Genomic DNA, 16,255 nt, shown 5'->3' on the forward strand with positions numbered 1-16,255 from the left:
CATAATGACGCCCTGAATTAACACTTCAACAACTCACCAAACCCAACCCAACCAACTGTAAAAAGGCAATATTTACCTTTTCATGACCTCAATATGTCATCCTGATGTGTTAACGCGAAAAGGTCATCTTGTCATTTGTCTGATGTTTGCGATTAGTTCACTTTATCTTTAGGACTTCTCCGGTGGAGATCGTTAGCCTTGTGTTCATCCGGTCGGGTCATTGCGTCATCTGGAACATGATTCGGTCCTCCAAAATAAACATCAGGAGAATACAAACCATGAGTTCTGCCAAAAAGATCGGGCTATTTGCCTGTACCGGCGTCGTTGCCGGTAATATGATGGGGAGCGGGATTGCTTTATTACCTGCGAACCTCGCCGGCATCGGTGGCATTGCCATCTGGGGCTGGGTTATCTCTATTATCGGTGCAATGTCCCTGGCTTATGTATATGCCCGACTGGCAACCAAAAATCCTCAGCAGGGTGGCCCCATTGCTTATGCCGGGGAATTATCTCCGGCGTTCGGTTTCCAGACCGGCGTGCTTTATTACCACGCAAACTGGATTGGCAACCTTGCCATCGGCATTACCGCCGTCTCTTATCTCTCCACCTTCTTCCCGGTGTTAAATAACCCGGTGCCTGCGGGCCTCGCCTGTATCGCCATCGTGTGGATTTTCACCTTCGTGAATATGCTCGGCGGAACCTGGGTCAGCCGCCTGACCACTATCGGTCTGGTGCTGGTGCTGATTCCGGTTGTGGTGACCGCCGTAGTCGGCTGGCACTGGTTTGATATCAACACCTATCACGCCAACTGGAATACCTCTCAGACCACGGATTATCACGCGGTGATCAAAAGTATTCTGCTGTGCCTGTGGGCATTCGTGGGCGTCGAATCCGCCGCGGTCAGCACCGGGATGGTGAAAAACCCGAAACGTACCGTACCGCTGGCAACCATGCTGGGTACAGCGCTGGCAGGCGTCATCTATATCCTCGCCACACAGGTGATTTCCGGTATGTATCCGGCTTCTGAAATGGCCGCGTCCGGTGCGCCATTCGCTATCAGCGCCTCCACCATTATGGGCAGTTGGGCCGCGCCGATGGTTTCCGCCTTCACCGCGTTTGCCTGCCTGACGTCACTGGGCTCCTGGATGATGCTGGTTGGCCAGGCCGGGCAACGTGCCGCCAACGACGGCAACTTCCCGAAAATTTACGGGGAAGTCGATGCCAACGGTATTCCGAAAAAAGGCCTGCTGCTGGCAGCCGTGAAAATGACCGTGCTGATGATCCTCATCACCGTCATGAACTCCAGCGGCGGGAAAGCCTCTGACCTGTTCGGCGAACTGACCGGTATCGCCGTGCTGCTGACCATGCTGCCTTACTTCTACTCCTGCGTTGACCTGATTCGCTTCGAAGGCGTCAACGTTCGCAACCTGGTGAGCCTGGTCTGTTCCATCCTCGGCTGTGCGTTCTGCTTTATCGCGCTGATGGGCGCAAGCTCCTTCGAGCTGTCCGGCACCTTCATCGTGAGCCTGATCATCCTGATGTTCTACGGCCGCAAAATGAACCAGCGCGAACACAGCGACGACAACGCCGCCAGCGTGCACTAAGCAAGACCAACCCCTTTCTCAGGCCTCTCTCTTCACCTGTCACACCGTGACGGGAGGGGCCTTCTACACCTGGAGATACGACTATGAACGTTATCGCAATCATGAATCACATGGGTGTCTACTTCAAAGAAGAGCCTATTCGTGAGCTGCACCGCGCCCTGGAGCGCCTGGATTTCCGCATTGTTTACCCAAACGATCGCGAAGACCTGCTGAAGCTGATTGAGAACAATGCCCGCCTGTGCGGCGTGATTTTCGACTGGGACAAATACAACCTCGAACTGTGCGAAGAGATAAGCAAACTCAACGAATACATGCCGCTGTATGCATTTGCGAATACTTACTCCACTCTCGACGTGAGCCTGAACGACCTGCGTATGCAGGTTCGCTTCTTCGAATATGCGCTGGACGCCGCCGACGATATCGCGGCAAAAATTCAGCAGAACACCAACGAGTACATCGACACCATTCTGCCGCCGCTGACCAAGTCGCTGTTCAAATACGTGCGTGAAGGTAAATACACCTTCTGTACGCCGGGCCACATGGGCGGCACCGCGTTCCAGAAAAGCCCGGTTGGCAGCCTGTTCTATGATTTCTTCGGCCCGAACACCATGAAATCAGACATCTCCATTTCCGTGTCTGAACTGGGTTCTCTGCTCGACCATAGCGGCCCGCATAAAGAAGCGGAAGAGTATATTGCCCGCGTGTTCAACGCTGAACGCAGCTACATGGTGACAAACGGAACGTCAACCGCCAACAAGATTGTCGGGATGTACTCTGCGCCTGCGGGCAGCACCGTACTGATTGACCGTAACTGCCACAAATCGCTGACGCATCTGATGATGATGAGCGACATTACGCCAATCTACTTCCGCCCAACCCGTAACGCTTACGGTATTCTCGGCGGTATTCCACAAAGCGAATTCCAGCACGCGACCATTGCTAAACGCGTCAAAGAAACGCCTAACGCCACCTGGCCGGTGCACGCGGTTATCACCAACTCCACCTACGATGGCCTGCTGTATAACACCGACTACATCAAGAAAACCCTGGATGTTAAGTCCATCCACTTTGACTCCGCGTGGGTGCCTTACACCAACTTCTCCCCTATCTATGCAGGCAAATGCGGCATGAGCGGTGGCCGTGTGGAAGGCAAGGTGATTTATGAAACTCAGTCAACGCACAAGCTGCTGGCGGCGTTCTCTCAGGCTTCCATGATCCACGTGAAAGGTGACGTTAATGAAGAAACCTTTAACGAAGCCTACATGATGCACACTACCACGTCTCCGCACTACGGTATCGTGGCCTCCACGGAAACCGCCGCGGCGATGATGAAAGGCAATGCCGGTAAGCGTCTGATCAACGGTTCGATTGAGCGCTCCATCAAGTTCCGTAAAGAGATTAAACGCCTGAAAGGCGAATCTGAAGGCTGGTTCTTCGACGTCTGGCAGCCAGAGCACATCGATGCGCCAGAATGCTGGCCGCTGCGCTCTGACAGCGCATGGCACGGCTTCAAAAATATCGATAATGAGCACATGTATCTCGACCCGATTAAAGTCACCATTCTGACGCCGGGGATGAAAAAAGATGGCTCCATGGACGACTTCGGTATTCCGGCCAGCATCGTGGCGAAATATCTGGACGAGCACGGCATCGTGGTTGAGAAAACCGGCCCGTATAACCTGCTGTTCCTGTTCAGTATCGGTATCGACAAAACCAAAGCGTTGAGCCTGCTGCGTGCGCTGACCGACTTCAAACGTGCGTTCGATCTGAACCTGCGTGTGAAAAACATGCTGCCGTCGCTGTACCGTGAAGATCCTGAATTCTATGAAAACATGCGTATTCAGGAACTGGCACAGAACATTCACAAACTGGTTGAGAAACACAACCTGCCGGACCTGATGTTCCGTGCGTTCGAAGTGCTGCCAGCAATGGTAATGACCCCGTACGCCGCGTTCCAGAAAGAGCTGCACGGTGAAACCGAAGAGGTGTATATGGAAGAGACCGTTGGCCGCGTCAATGCCAATATGATCCTGCCGTACCCTCCTGGAGTCCCGCTGGTCATGCCTGGTGAGATGATCACCGAGGAGAGCCGTCCGGTGCTGGAGTTCCTGCAGATGCTGTGCGAAATCGGTGCTCACTATCCGGGCTTCGAAACCGACATCCACGGCGCCTATCGTCAGGCCGACGGGCGTTACACCGTTAAAGTGCTGAAAAACACTCAATAAGAGACAAAGGGAAGTGGCTTGCCACTTCCCTTTTTTGCCGGGTGGCGCTGCGCTAACCCGACTTACGAGCCCTCCATATCTGTAGGCCCGTGCAAGCGCAGCGCCACCGGGCAACGCCAACTTGTGCGCAAGGAGACGACATGCAAACACCCTCACAACCGCGCGCGATTTACTACATCGTAGCGATTCAAATCTGGGAATACTTCAGCTTCTACGGCATGCGTGCCCTGCTCATCCTCTACCTCACCCATCAACTCGCCTTTGACGACAGCCATGCGATTGGCCTTTTCAGCGCCTACGCTTCACTGGTGTATGTCACCCCTATTCTCGGCGGCTGGATTGCCGACCGCCTGCTCGGCAACCGCGTGGCGGTCATTGCCGGGGCTCTGCTGATGACGCTGGGCCACGTGGTGTTAGGGCTGGGTTCCGACTCCACGATGAGCCTCTACCTGGCGCTCGCCATCATTATCTGCGGCTACGGCCTGTTTAAATCCAACATCAGCTGCCTGCTGGGCGAACTCTATGACGCCAGCGACAGCCGTCGCGACGGCGGTTTCTCCCTGCTCTACGCGGCGGGCAATATCGGCTCCATCGCCGCCCCCATCGTCTGCGGGCTGGCGGCACAATGGTATGGCTGGCACGTCGGCTTTGCGCTGGCGGGCATCGGCATGTTTATCGGACTGATGGTATTCCTGAGCGGCCATCGCCATTTCCGCGAGACGCGCGGCGTCAACAAAACGGCGCTTCAGGCAAGACGTTTTGTGCTGCCCACCTGGGGCTGGCTGCTGGTAATGCTGTGCCTCTCTCCGGTGTTCTTTACCCTCCTGCTGGAAAGGAACTGGGCAGGTTATCTGCTGGCCGTCGTCTGTATCTTTGCCGCGCAAATGGTGGCACGCATTATGATCGCTTCGCCACAGCACCGTCGTTCGCTGTCACAGATTGTGCTGCTGATGCTCACCGGGACGCTGTTCTGGGTGCTGGCCCAGCAGGGCGGCAGCTCCATCAGCCTGTTCATTGATCGCTTCGTGAATCGTCGCTGGCTAAGCTTTGAGGTGCCTACGGCACTGTTCCAGTCGGTGAACGCGGTGGCGGTCATGGCGGCAGGCGTGGTACTGGCGTGGCTGGTACGTCCGGGGGCCAGTACGGCGCTGCGCGTGTGGCTGAAGTTTGCTCTGGGCCTGACGCTCATGGGTGCGGGCTTTATGCTGCTGGCGCTAAACGCACATCAGGGGCAGCTCCACGGTCAGGCTTCGATGAGCATGATGGTGGCAGGCCTGGCGCTGATGGGCTTCGCTGAGCTGTTTATCGACCCCGTGGCAATGGCGCAAATCACGCGCCTCAACATGCCGGGCGTGACCGGCGTGCTTACCGGCATTTATATGCTGGCAACGGGCGCCGTGGCGAACTGGCTGGCGGGCGTAGTGGCACAGCAAACCACCGAATCACAAATCAGCGAAACCGCCGTGGCGGCCTACGGGCACTTCTTCTCGCAGATGGGCGAATGGACGCTCGGCTGCGTGGGCGTGATGCTTGGGGTGATTATCTTCAGAAAGCTGCTGGGGAGTCGTGCGCCGGAGATGGCTGAGGAGTAGAAACAGCGCTGCCCGCATAACATGCGGGCAGCGCAAACAAATCAGATTGCCGCGTCGTCTTCTTCACCGGTACGAATACGAATAACGCGCGCCACGTCGAAGACAAAGATTTTGCCGTCGCCGATTTTGCCGGTCTGCGCCGTGCGGATAATGGTGTCCACGCAGGTGTCAACGATATCATCGGTGACCACGATTTCAATTTTCACCTTCGGCAGAAAATCGACCATGTACTCCGCACCGCGATACAGCTCGGTGTGACCTTTCTGACGACCAAAGCCTTTCACTTCCGTTACCGTCATCCCGGTGATACCGACTTCGGCCAGCGCTTCGCGCACATCATCGAGTTTGAAGGGTTTTATAATCGCATCAATCTTTTTCATGGTTTCCTGTCTTATCCGCGTAACCGGTTGCTTACCTTATCATAACGTCGCCGCGCACGCCGGGCTACTCTTTAAAATCATTGGCGTCGAGTTCGTGACGCGACAGCAATTTATAGAACTCAGTGCGGTTACGCCCCGCCATGCGTGCGGCATGGGTGACGTTACCTTTGGTGATTTGCAGCAGCTTGCGCAGGTAGTTCAGCTCGAACTGGTTCCGCGCCTCAACGAACGTCGGCAGGGCCGTGTTCTCACCCTCCAGCGCCTGCTCCACCAGCGCATCACCAATAACCGGCGACGAGGTCAGCGCTACGCACTGCTCAATCACGTTTACCAGCTGGCGCACGTTGCCCGGCCAGTTGGCGGCCATCAGCCGCTTCATCGCATCCGTCGAAAATGCCCGTACGAACGGCTTGTGTCGATCGGCAGACTGACGCAGAAGATGATTTGCCAGCAGCGGAATGTCTTCGGTACGCTCTGCCAGAGTGGGAATCTTCAGGCTGACAACGTTGAGACGATAGTAGAGATCTTCGCGAAACTCGCCGCGTGCCATCGCCTTGGGTAAATCACGGTGGGTGGCGGAGACAATGCGCACGTTGATGTCGATATCGCGATTGCTGCCGAGCGGGCGAATTTTGCGCTCCTGCAAGACGCGCAGTAGCTTAACCTGTAACGGAGAAGGCATGTCGCCAATCTCATCAAGAAAAAGCGTACCGCCCTCCGCGGCCTGGAACAGCCCTTCGCGATTGCTGACCGCGCCGGTGAACGCACCACGGGCGTGGCCAAAAAGTTCAGACTCCAGCAGCTGCTCCGGCAGCGCGCCGCAGTTGATGGCAATAAACGGGTATTTGCCGCGCGGGCTGGCGTTGTGAATCGCCTGGGCAAAAATCTCCTTCCCGGTACCGCTCTGGCCGTTAATCAGCACGCTGACGTCCGACTGCGCCACCATCCGCGCCTGTTCGAGCAGGCGCAGCATCACCGGGCTGCGAGTGACGATAGATTCACGCCAGCTGTCATCGGTGGCGGCTGCGGTATGCACCAGCGCATCGTCGATAGCCTTGTACAGCGCGTCTTTATCAACCGGTTTGGTCAGGAAGCTGAATACGCCCTGCTGCGTGGCCGCCACGGCATCGGGAATGGATCCGTGGGCGGTAAGAATGATCACCGGCATGCCAGGCTGCACTTTCTGGATTTCCGCAAACAGCTGCAGGCCGTCCATTTCATCCATGCGCAGATCGCTTATCACCAGATCGACTTTTTCCCGCGCCAGCACGCGCAGTCCTTCCTGTCCGCTCTCTGCGGTAACCACGGAAAACCCTTCGCTGGTGAGGCGCATGCCCAGCAGCTTCAGCAGGCCCGGATCGTCGTCGACCAGTAAAAGGTGAGCGGGTTTACGTCCTGTCATGGTTTCTCCTCTGTGGACGGAGCATCCTTCTGCACCGGAGCGGCATCACCTTCATGCCCGGCATCCGGCGTAAGGTTGCTGCCCGCCGGTTTGCGGCTGGAAAGCTGACGCTCGATGTCGGTCAGGTTTTCCAGCTTGCGGGTCGTCAGTTCCAGCTGGCTGCTGAGGTGCTGTTGCTGCTGGCGCAGAATATCCAGCTCGGCATCCGTCGTCTGCTGTAGTTTGCTGTAGCGGGAGCGCTCATCCGAAAGCTGAAGCTGTAGCGACTGCCCGTCGCGCCAGAACTGATACAGCGGGCGCACCTGAGTCGGGATCTGCGGGCTGAACGTATCGAGGCGGGTCACCATTTCACGGCGCTCCAGCGGGGTGATTTTGGCACTGCCGAGCAGAATGCCGCGACGCAGCGCGTCCTGCCAGGATTCATCGTTATGCAGGCGGGCTTCGCTGCGGGCCATTTCCGGCGACAGACGTTCGGCACAATCCATGCTTCTCAGCCAGTAAAGCGGGTTTTTCTCCGTTGCTGCGCCGTGCAGCGACCAGACGTCGGCGCAGTCCGTGGAGAGGAAATCGGCGACCTGCTGCTGCGGTAGCTTATCTTCATCGCCGGTGCTGGCGGTTTGCGGCGCACTGACGCACCCGGCCAGCCATAAACAGGACGCTCCGGCAAGGAGCGAGAGGAAACGAGGGGACATATTCACCAGACGTTGCTTCATTTAATGGGTTTATCCGTGTCTGAAAGAGAAAGCTCAATGCGGAAACAGACATGGCCCGTTGGCGCGTCGACCAGCTGCAGGGTGCCCCGCATCCGGCGGACGCAATCCCGGGCGATACTCAGTCCCAGACCGCTTCCCTTCACAGCCCCTTTACGTTGATGGCTGCCCTGATAAAAGGGCTCAAAAATCATGGTTTTTTCAGCCTCAGGGATAGGTGTTCCGCTGTTTTCAACCTCAAGAAACACCCGATTTCCCTGCTGGCGACTGCGCAGAAAAATAGTACCGGATTCACTGCCGTAGTGCACTGCGTTGGAGTAGAGGTTATCCAGCGCGCTCATCAACAGCACCGGTTCAGCCAGGCACTCACGCACGTCAAGCTCGACGCGGGTATGCATCATTTTAGCTCGTGCGGGCAAACTGTGGGCGGAGACAACGATATCCAGCAGCGGTACCAGTTCGACCTTCTCCATTTCAACCGGCGTGTCGGCAAGCTTTCGGTTGTAATCCAGCAGCTGCTCAATCAGCTTTTGCAGGTTACGGCTGCTGTCATCCAGAATGGCGACCACTTCTTCCTGCTCAGCCGTCAGCGGGCCAACGACCTTATCGGCCAGCAGCTCGGTCCCTTCGCGCATGCTGGCAAGCGGCGTTTTCAGCTCATGGGAAAGATGACGCAGAAACTGGTGACGCTGAGATTCAAGCCAGGAGAGCCGCTCGCTCAGCCAGACAATGCGCTGCCCGACGGATCGCAGCTCGCGCGGTCCGGTAAACATCACCGTGCTGCCTAGCGATTTCCCCTCACCCAGACGGTTAATCATCCGCTGAATAGCTTTAACGGGGCCGATAATCATGCGGGTGAACAGCAGCATCATGGTCAGGCTGAGCATGAACAGCACCAGCGCCTGCCAGCCGAAGAACTGCCCGCGCTCGGCAATCTCCTGCTGGAGCTGCTGCCCGCGTGAAAACACCACTGCGCGGGTGGCCTGGACCATATCGGTATTCGCCGAGGCAAAGGCTTCAAGCTTTGCGGCAGAGGCTTCATCCGGGCCGCTGTTTTTGCAGCGAAGTTCTGCCAGATCGTTCAGATCCTGACGCAGCGCCTGCCAGATTTTGTTATCCGGCAGCACGCCCGCATGGGCATCCAGCATTTCGCTGTAGCGCTTACGCTGGCCCTGATACACCTTCGCGAGAGTTGCATCATCCAGCACGCAGTACTGGCGGTAGCTGCGCTCCATCTCCAGCGCGGCGTTGGTCATCGCTTCGCTGCGGCGAGCGTCCACAAGCGTGGTGCGATTGGTCATGGCGGCCTGATCGCTCAGCGCATTCAGGCTCTGCCAGGCCTGCCAGGCAAGGACCAGCAGCGGCAACAGGATCAGCAGAAACGCCAACGTAACCAGCTGACGCAGCGAGCGGGGGAAAAGTGACCAGCGTTTCAATGAGTTTGCCCCTGAACATAATGATAATGGCAGGGTAACTGAGGCAGGAAGCGGAAACAACAACGCCGGCTCAAAGCCCGGCGTTGTCACTGAATAAGGCGGTGCCTAACTCCACGTTTCGCCCGGAGTTTGATATAGCAAGCTGATATCAACAGTTGGACGGCAGGCACCTTGTTGTGCGTCATTCGAAGTTTATGTAGCGCGTCCCTAAGGGGCTGACATAAGAGGGTGAATGAGCCACTGGTTAATTATATGCAGTAAGCGTGCCACAATACAAAGAAATTCATTAAATTATTGATAGAAAATCACTTTATGCCGTTCAGCACGCCATCTCGCCTTGCGTATTTTTTCACCACCCTGTCGCCAAAAAGAGACACCAAAATAGAAAAATAATAAAGACAATAAATATCAAACAGATAAATGTCTCCACCTGGAGACACTGCAGGATGCCAGCTGTCGCCTTTTTCCGACACATTTCCCGCTTTGCTCACATAAAAAAGCCCTCCAGTGTCCGGAGGGCTTAAGAGACGAACGAAGCATCTGAGTTAACGCCCGGTGGCGCAGGCTTACCGGGCCTACAACGACCTCATCAACCTCTGATTTTGTAGGCCTGATAAGCGAAGCGCCATCAGGCAAAACAGCACTACAAAGGTTTGACGCGATCTCAACCCAGCTGTTTGCGTGCGTTACGGAAAATACGCATCCACGGGCTGTCCTCGCCCCAGTTCTCCGGGTGCCAGGAGTTGGCGACGGTACGGAACACGCGCTCAGGATGCGGCATCATCAGCGTGACGCGCCCGCTTTCGCTGGTAACCGCGGTGATACCATTCGGAGAACCGTTCGGGTTCGCCGGATAGTTTTGCGTCACGTTGCCGAAGTGGTCGACGAAGCGCAGAGCCACCAGGCCTTTGCTTTCCAGCTGCGCCAAGTGCGCGCTGTCACGTACTTCAACCCGGCCTTCACCATGAGAAACGGCGATGGGCATCTGTGAACCGATCATCCCCTGCAGCAGCAGAGACGGGCTCTGGGTCACTTCTACCAGGCTAAAGCGCGCTTCGAAGCGGTCCGAGTGGTTGCGCACAAAGCGCGGCCACAGGCTGCTGCCAGGGATCAGGTCGCGCAGGTTAGACATCATCTGGCAGCCGTTACACACGCCCAGCGCCAGGGTCTGCGGGCGGTGGAAGAAGGTTTCAAACTCGTCGCGCACGCGCTCGTTGAACAGAATGGATTTCGCCCAGCCTTCGCCTGCGCCTAAAACGTCGCCGTAGGAGAAGCCGCCGCAGGCGACCAGGGCCTGGAAATCAGCCAGCCCGGTACGACCAGCCAGCAGGTCGCTCATGTGGACGTCGATGGCATCGAAACCCGCACGGTGGAACGCCGCAGCCATTTCGACGTGGGAGTTCACGCCCTGCTCACGCAGTACCGCAACCTTCGGACGCGCGCCTGTTGCAATGTACGGAGCCGCCACGTCTTCGTTGATATCAAAGCTGAGCTTCACGTTCAGGCCCGGGTCGCTGTCGTTGCGCTTCGCCTCGTGCTCCTGATCGGCACATTCCGGGTTATCGCGCAGGCGCTGCATCTGCCAGGTCGTTTCCGCCCACCACATACGTAGCGTGGTGCGGCTTTCACTGTAGACAACATGACCGCCCGCCGTGATAACAAAGCGGTCTCCTTCGGTGGCTTTCCCGAGGAAGTGGACGCAGTCAGCCAGGCCGTGGCTGGCGAAAATGCCTTCCACCCGCTCGCGGTCTTCCGCACGCACCTGAATCACGCCGCCCAGCTCTTCGTTAAACAGCGCAGCCAGACGATCTTCGCCAAGTGCTGCGATATCCACATCCACGCCGCAGTGGCCGGTGAAGGCCATTTCAGCCAGCGTCACCAGCAGGCCGCCGTCGGAGCGGTCGTGCCAGGCCAGTAGTTTGCGTTCTGCCACCAGCACCTGCATCGCGTCCCAGAAGCCTTGCAGCTGCTCCACGCTGCGGACATCGGCGGTTTTGTCACCGAGCTGGCGGTAAACCTGGGCCAGCGCCGTCGCGCCAAGCGCGTTGTGGCCCTTACCGAGGTCAATCAGCAGCAGGGCGTTGTCTTCGGTGGAGAGCTGTGGCGTCACGGTGCCACGCACATCTTCCACGCGGGCAAAGGCGGAAATCACCAGCGACAGCGGCGACGTCATTTCGCGCTGCTCGCTGCCTTCCTGCCAGCGGGTTTTCATCGACATGGAGTCTTTGCCGACCGGAATGGTCAGGCCCAGGGCCGGGCAGAGCTCTTCACCCACGGCTTTCACCGCGGCGTAGAGGCCCGCATCTTCGCCCGGATGCCCTGCTGCCGCCATCCAGTTTGCGGAAAGCTTGACGCGTTTAAGGTCACCGACCTGAGTGCCGACAATGTTAGTCAGCGCTTCGCCTACGGCCAGTCGTGCAGAGGCCGCAAAATCAAGCAGCGCCACCGGCGCACGTTCGCCCATCGCCATCGCTTCGCCGTAGTAGCTGTCGAGGCTCGCGGTGGTCACCGCGCAGTTCGCTACCGGAATCTGCCACGGGCCAACCATCTGATCGCGGGCAACCATACCGGTTACCGTACGGTCGCCGATGGTCACGAGGAAGGTTTTCTCTGCAACGGTCGGCAGATGCAGAACGCGGTTGACCGCTTCGGCAATCGTGATGCCCTGCCTGTCCAGCGCTTCACCGCCAGCGGCAAGCGTCTCAACGTCGCGGGTCATTTTCGGGGTTTTGCCGAGCAGCACGTCCAGCGGCAAATCGATAGGCGTATCGTCGAAATGGCTGTCGCTGAGGCTCAGATGCATCTCTTCGGTAGCTTCACCGATGACCGCGTAAGGCGCGCGCTCACGTTTGCACAGTTCGTCGAACAGCGGCAGCTGATCCGCCGCCACCGCCAGCACGTAGCGCTCCTGAGATTCGTTACACCAGATCTCCAGCGGGCTCATGCCTGGCTCATCGCTGAGGATATCGCGCAGATTAAATTTACCGCCGCGCCCGCCGTCGCTCACCAGCTCAGGCATGGCGTTAGAGAGGCCGCCTGCGCCGACGTCGTGGATAAACAGAATCGGGTTGGCTTCCCCGAGCTGCCAGCAGCGGTCGATCACTTCCTGGCAGCGACGCTCCATTTCCGGGTTGTCGCGCTGGACGGAAGCAAAATCAAGATCCGCATCGGACTGGCCGGACGCCATGGAGGATGCTGCCCCGCCGCCAAGACCGATATTCATCGCCGGGCCGCCGAGGACGATCAGCTTCGCGCCGACGTTGATCTCACCTTTCTGGACGTGATCGGCACGGATGTTGCCGATCCCGCCTGCCAGCATGATCGGCTTGTGGTAGCCGCGCAGCTCTTCGCCGTTGTGGCTGTTGACCTTTTCTTCGTAGGTGCGGAAGTAACCGTTCAGCGCCGGACGACCAAATTCGTTGTTGAACGCCGCGCCGCCCAGCGGGCCGTCGGTCATGATATCCAGCGCGGTCACGATGCGGTCAGGTTTACCGAAGTCTTCTTCCCACGGCTGTTCAAAGCCGGGGATACGCAGGTTGGAAACGGAGAAGCCCACCAGCCCGGCTTTCGGTTTTGCGCCGCGCCCGGTCGCGCCTTCATCACGAATTTCGCCGCCGGAGCCCGTTGCCGCACCCGGCCACGGGGAAATCGCCGTCGGGTGGTTATGGGTTTCTACCTTCATCAGGATGTGCGTCGGCTCCTGATGGAAATCGTAGCGCAGGCCGTCACGATCGGCATAGAAGCGCCCTACGTCCGAGCCTTCCATTACCGCAGCGTTGTCCTTATAAGCTGACAGCACGTAGTCCGGGGTGGTCTCGAAGGTGTTTTTAATCATTTTGAACAGCGACTTCGGCTGCTGCTCGCCGTCAATCACCCAGTCGGCGTTAAAAATCTTGTGACGACAGTGTTCGGAGTTCGCCTGGGCGAACATATAGAGTTCAATGTCGTTCGGGTTGCGGTTGAGCTTCGTGAAGGCATCAAACAGGTAATCAATTTCATCTTCCGCCAGCGCTAACCCCAGACGCAGGTTGGCGTCCACCAGCGCCTGACGGCCCTGCCCCTGCACGTCTACGCTCGCAACCGGCGCAGGCTGATGATGGGCAAACAGGTTTTCCGCGTCCTGCAGCGCACCGTAGACGGTTTCCATCATTCGGTCATGCAGCTCAGCTGCAACCTGGCTCCACTGCGCATCCGTCAGCGTGGAGGCTTCGACGTAGTATGCCACGCCGCGCTCCAGACGTTCGATCTGCGCCAGGCCACAGTTGTGGGCGATGTCGGTTGCTTTTGAAGACCAGGGGGAGATGGTGCCAGGGCGGGGAGTGACGAGCAGTAATTTTCCGGCGGGCGTGTGGCTGCTGAGGTTTGGACCGTACTGCAGCAGTTTTGCCAGCCGGGTGTGTTCCTCTTCTGACAGCGGCGCATTCAGCTCGGCGAAGTGCACGTACTCGGCATAAAGGTTGCTGACCGGAAGGTTGGCTGCCTGAAAGCGTGCCAGCAGTTTGGTAATACGGAAGGCTGACAGTGCAGGCGAACCACGCAGAATTTCCATCATAAGTCTCTCGTCTTCTGGGTTTCAGTGTGCGCAATGGCGGAAAACGGGCGCCATTATAGAGCATCCTGAACGGCTACGTAACCGTTTGCGTCAAAATAAAACCACCGCATCGTTTTACCACCAGGTGCGACATCGGTGACGAATGGGTTGCCATCTGGCGCTTGTTTAAGCAAAATGCCGCTCACTCTTTAGTGTCCCTAAACTTTAACATGGTAACTATTGCCTGAGATCGCTCGCGCTGCAGAGAATTAACTAATTGAAAAAATTAAAGATTAATTATCTGTTTATCGGCATTGTCACCCTGCTACTGGCAGCGGCGCTATGGCCCTCTATTCCCTGGTTCAGCAAACCAGAGAACCGCATCGCTGCGATTCAGGCGCGAGGAGAGCTGCGCGTCAGCACCATCATCTCTCCCCTGACCTACGCCAGCATTAACGAAAAAGATTACGGTCTGGATTACGAGCTGGCCCAGCAGTTCGCCGACTACCTCGGCGTGAAGCTCAACGTCACCGTCCGCCAGAACATCAGCCAGCTGTTTGACGATCTCGATAATGACAAAGCCGACATGCTGGCCGCCGGGCTGGTCTACAACAGCGAGCGCGTCAAAAGCTATCAGGCCGGCCCGGCTTATTACTCCGTTTCGCAGCAGCTGGTTTACCGAAAAGGCATCTACCGCCCCCGTTCACTTGAAAATATTACCGCTCAGCAGCTGACCATTGCGCCAGGGCATGTGGCAATCAATGACCTGCAGGCGCTGAAGGAGAAGAAGTACCCGGAACTCAGCTGGACCGTCGATGACAAACGCGGCAGCGTGGAGCTAATGGATGAGGTTCTTGACGGCAGGCTCGACTATACCATTGCCGATTCGGTAGCGATCAGCCTGTTCCAGCGCGTCCATCCGGAGCTGGCAGTCGCGCTCGACATTACCGATGAGCAGCCGGTCACCTGGTTTAGCCTGAAGGACAGCGACAACACCCTGCCCGCCGCGATGCTCGATTTCTTCAACAACATTAATGAAGACGGCACCCTGGCACGCCTGGAAGAGAAATACCTTGGCCACGGCGACGATTTCGATTATTTCGACACCCGCACCTTCCTTCGCGCGGTGGATAACCAGCTGCCCGATTTCCAGCCGCTCTTCCAGAAGCATGCGGCGGAAATCGACTGGCGCCTGCTGGCGGCGATTGCCTGGCAGGAATCCCACTGGGATCCGATGGCAACCTCACCGACGGGCGTGCGAGGCATGATGATGCTGACCAGGAACACTGCGCAAAGCCTGGGTCTGACGGACCGCACCGATGCCGAACAGAGCATCAGCGGCGGGATGCGCTATCTGCAGGATATGATGGATAAGGTGCCGGAGACCGTCCCGAAGGATGAACGGATCTGGTTTGCCCTGGCGGCTTACAATATGGGCTATGCGCACATGCTGGATGCCAGAGCGTTAACCGCGAAGCAAAAAGGCGATCCGGATAGCTGGGCTGACGTGAAACAGCGTCTGCCTTTACTGAGCCAGAAACCCTACTACACGCGCCTGACGTACGGCTACGCGCGCGGGCATGAAGCCTACGCATATGTAGAGAATATCCGTAAGTACCAGATAAGCCTGGTGGGCTATCTGCTGGAGAAAGAGAAGAAGGCCGCGCAGGAAAGGGAATATGCGAATGATTACCCGGCGGTCAGGCCGGACGAGCTGAATCACACCACTGGAAGCGTCGGCGTGCTGCCGTTTCTCTCGCTATCGGCGGACGTACACAGTGGCCAGATTGACGTGAAGCACCCCGGCACCCTCGTCGACATGTTACGTCACTGAGACGGCGCGGCGCGCCTGAGGGCTTTTTTCTGTTCACGGCGGTGGCGGAAGAAATCGCTCAGCATGGTGGAGCAGCTTTCGGCAAGCACGCCTTCCGTAATTTCAACCCTGTGATTCATGCCCGGATGATGCAGTACATCAATCAGCGATCCTGCCGCCCCCGTTTTTGCATCCCGCGCACCAAACACCAGTTGACCAATCCGGCTGTGCACCATTGCCCCGGCGCACATCACGCAGGGTTCGAGCGTTACGTACAGCGTCGTATCAATCAGGCGATAATTCTGTAATACCAGCCCACCCTGGCGCAGCGCCATGATTTCCGCATGCGCCGTCGGGTCGTGACGACCAATCGGCCGGTTCCAGCCCTCACCAATCACCTGATTCTGATACACCAGCACTGCCCCGACCGGCACCTCTCCTTCATCCCAGGCGCGTTGAGCCAGAGTCAGCGCATGACGCATCCAGCGTTCGTGGTTCAGTTCGTTGTCAGACAAGGCGGCTACTCCGGTAGAAAAACGGGGCGCATTATACACACCGGCAG

Annotated in this window: 11 protein-coding genes; 4 read left to right on the forward strand and 7 right to left on the reverse strand. The window is 57.6% G+C overall.

Annotated elements, in window-relative coordinates; genetic code table 11:
* Positions 1-278: 278 nt before the first annotated feature.
* From cadB to dtpD, 3 genes are all read left to right on the forward strand, one after another.
* Positions 279-1,604 (forward strand): cadaverine/lysine antiporter, encoded by a 1,326-nt coding sequence (cadB, locus tag AB1287_RS10585; protein ID WP_435617749.1) that lies wholly within the window; start codon positions 279-281, stop codon positions 1,602-1,604.
* A gap of 83 nt (positions 1,605-1,687) precedes the next feature.
* Positions 1,688-3,829 (forward strand): lysine decarboxylase CadA, encoded by a 2,142-nt coding sequence (cadA, locus tag AB1287_RS10590; RefSeq protein WP_435617750.1) that lies wholly within the window; start codon positions 1,688-1,690, stop codon positions 3,827-3,829.
* Between the two features lie 140 nt (positions 3,830-3,969).
* Positions 3,970-5,421 (forward strand): dipeptide permease DtpD, encoded by a 1,452-nt coding sequence (dtpD, locus tag AB1287_RS10595; protein ID WP_435617751.1) that lies wholly within the window; start codon positions 3,970-3,972, stop codon positions 5,419-5,421.
* Positions 5,422-5,462: 41 nt separating this feature from the next.
* Here dtpD and glnB read toward each other — a convergent pair whose 3' ends face one another.
* The 6 genes from glnB to purL form a co-directional block, all read right to left on the reverse strand.
* Complete coding sequence (gene glnB / locus AB1287_RS10600) at positions 5,463-5,801, reverse strand: nitrogen regulatory protein P-II (protein ID WP_002914032.1); 339 nt, start codon at positions 5,799-5,801, stop codon at positions 5,463-5,465.
* A gap of 64 nt (positions 5,802-5,865) precedes the next feature.
* Entirely contained in the window at positions 5,866-7,203 is a 1,338-nt protein-coding gene (gene glrR, locus AB1287_RS10605) for a two-component system response regulator GlrR (RefSeq protein WP_435617752.1), read from the reverse strand.
* The gene (gene qseG, locus AB1287_RS10610) at positions 7,200-7,916 is read right to left on the reverse strand and encodes a two-component system QseEF-associated lipoprotein QseG (RefSeq protein ID WP_435617753.1); all 717 of its coding nucleotides are present in this window, start codon (positions 7,914-7,916) and stop codon (positions 7,200-7,202) included. The genes glrR and qseG overlap by 4 nt, the downstream gene beginning before the upstream one ends.
* Positions 7,913-9,349 carry a two component system sensor histidine kinase QseE/GlrK gene (qseE, locus tag AB1287_RS10615; RefSeq protein ID WP_435617754.1) on the reverse strand — a complete coding sequence of 479 codons (1,437 nt, stop codon included), beginning with the start codon at positions 9,347-9,349 and terminating at the stop codon, positions 7,913-7,915. Before qseE ends, qseG begins: the two co-directional genes overlap by 4 nt.
* A gap of 305 nt (positions 9,350-9,654) precedes the next feature.
* A complete protein-coding gene (locus AB1287_RS10620) occupies positions 9,655-9,840 on the reverse strand; it encodes a hypothetical protein (RefSeq protein WP_435617755.1) in 186 nt (61 codons plus the stop codon).
* A gap of 173 nt (positions 9,841-10,013) precedes the next feature.
* Positions 10,014-13,901, reverse strand: a complete 3,888-nt coding sequence (gene purL, locus AB1287_RS10625) for a phosphoribosylformylglycinamidine synthase (protein WP_435617756.1) — start codon at positions 13,899-13,901, stop codon at positions 10,014-10,016.
* A 256-nt stretch (positions 13,902-14,157) separates the two neighbouring features.
* On the opposite strand from purL, the gene mltF reads away from it, so the two are divergent.
* Positions 14,158-15,714: a membrane-bound lytic murein transglycosylase MltF gene (mltF, locus tag AB1287_RS10630; RefSeq protein ID WP_435617757.1), complete on the forward strand. Its 1,557-nt coding sequence runs from the start codon at positions 14,158-14,160 to the stop codon at positions 15,712-15,714.
* Here mltF and tadA read toward each other — a convergent pair.
* Positions 15,708-16,247, reverse strand: coding sequence for a tRNA adenosine(34) deaminase TadA (gene tadA / locus AB1287_RS10635; protein WP_435617758.1), 540 nt, complete (start codon positions 16,245-16,247; stop codon positions 15,708-15,710). The two genes, mltF and tadA, sit on opposite strands and share 7 nt — an antisense overlap.
* Between the last annotated feature and the right edge of the window lie 8 nt (positions 16,248-16,255).

It is taken from the genome of Scandinavium sp. UTDF21-P1B (assembly GCF_040750395.1).
Lineage (GTDB): Bacteria > Pseudomonadota > Gammaproteobacteria > Enterobacterales > Enterobacteriaceae > Scandinavium.

Excerpts from the sequence above, each read along its gene's own strand:
- cadB (WP_435617749.1), top strand. The coding sequence starts at position 279 with ATGAGTTCTGCCAAAAAGATCGGGCTATTTGCCTGTACCGGCGTCGTT.
- cadA (WP_435617750.1), top strand. The coding sequence starts at position 1,688 with ATGAACGTTATCGCAATCATGAATCACATGGGTGTCTACTTCAAAGAA.
- dtpD (WP_435617751.1), top strand. The coding sequence starts at position 3,970 with ATGCAAACACCCTCACAACCGCGCGCGATTTACTACATCGTAGCGATT.
- glnB (WP_002914032.1), bottom strand. The coding sequence starts at position 5,801 with ATGAAAAAGATTGATGCGATTATAAAACCCTTCAAACTCGATGATGTG.
- glrR (WP_435617752.1), bottom strand. The coding sequence starts at position 7,203 with ATGACAGGACGTAAACCCGCTCACCTTTTACTGGTCGACGACGATCCG.
- qseG (WP_435617753.1), bottom strand. The coding sequence starts at position 7,916 with ATGAAGCAACGTCTGGTGAATATGTCCCCTCGTTTCCTCTCGCTCCTT.
- purL (WP_435617756.1), bottom strand. The coding sequence starts at position 13,901 with ATGATGGAAATTCTGCGTGGTTCGCCTGCACTGTCAGCCTTCCGTATT.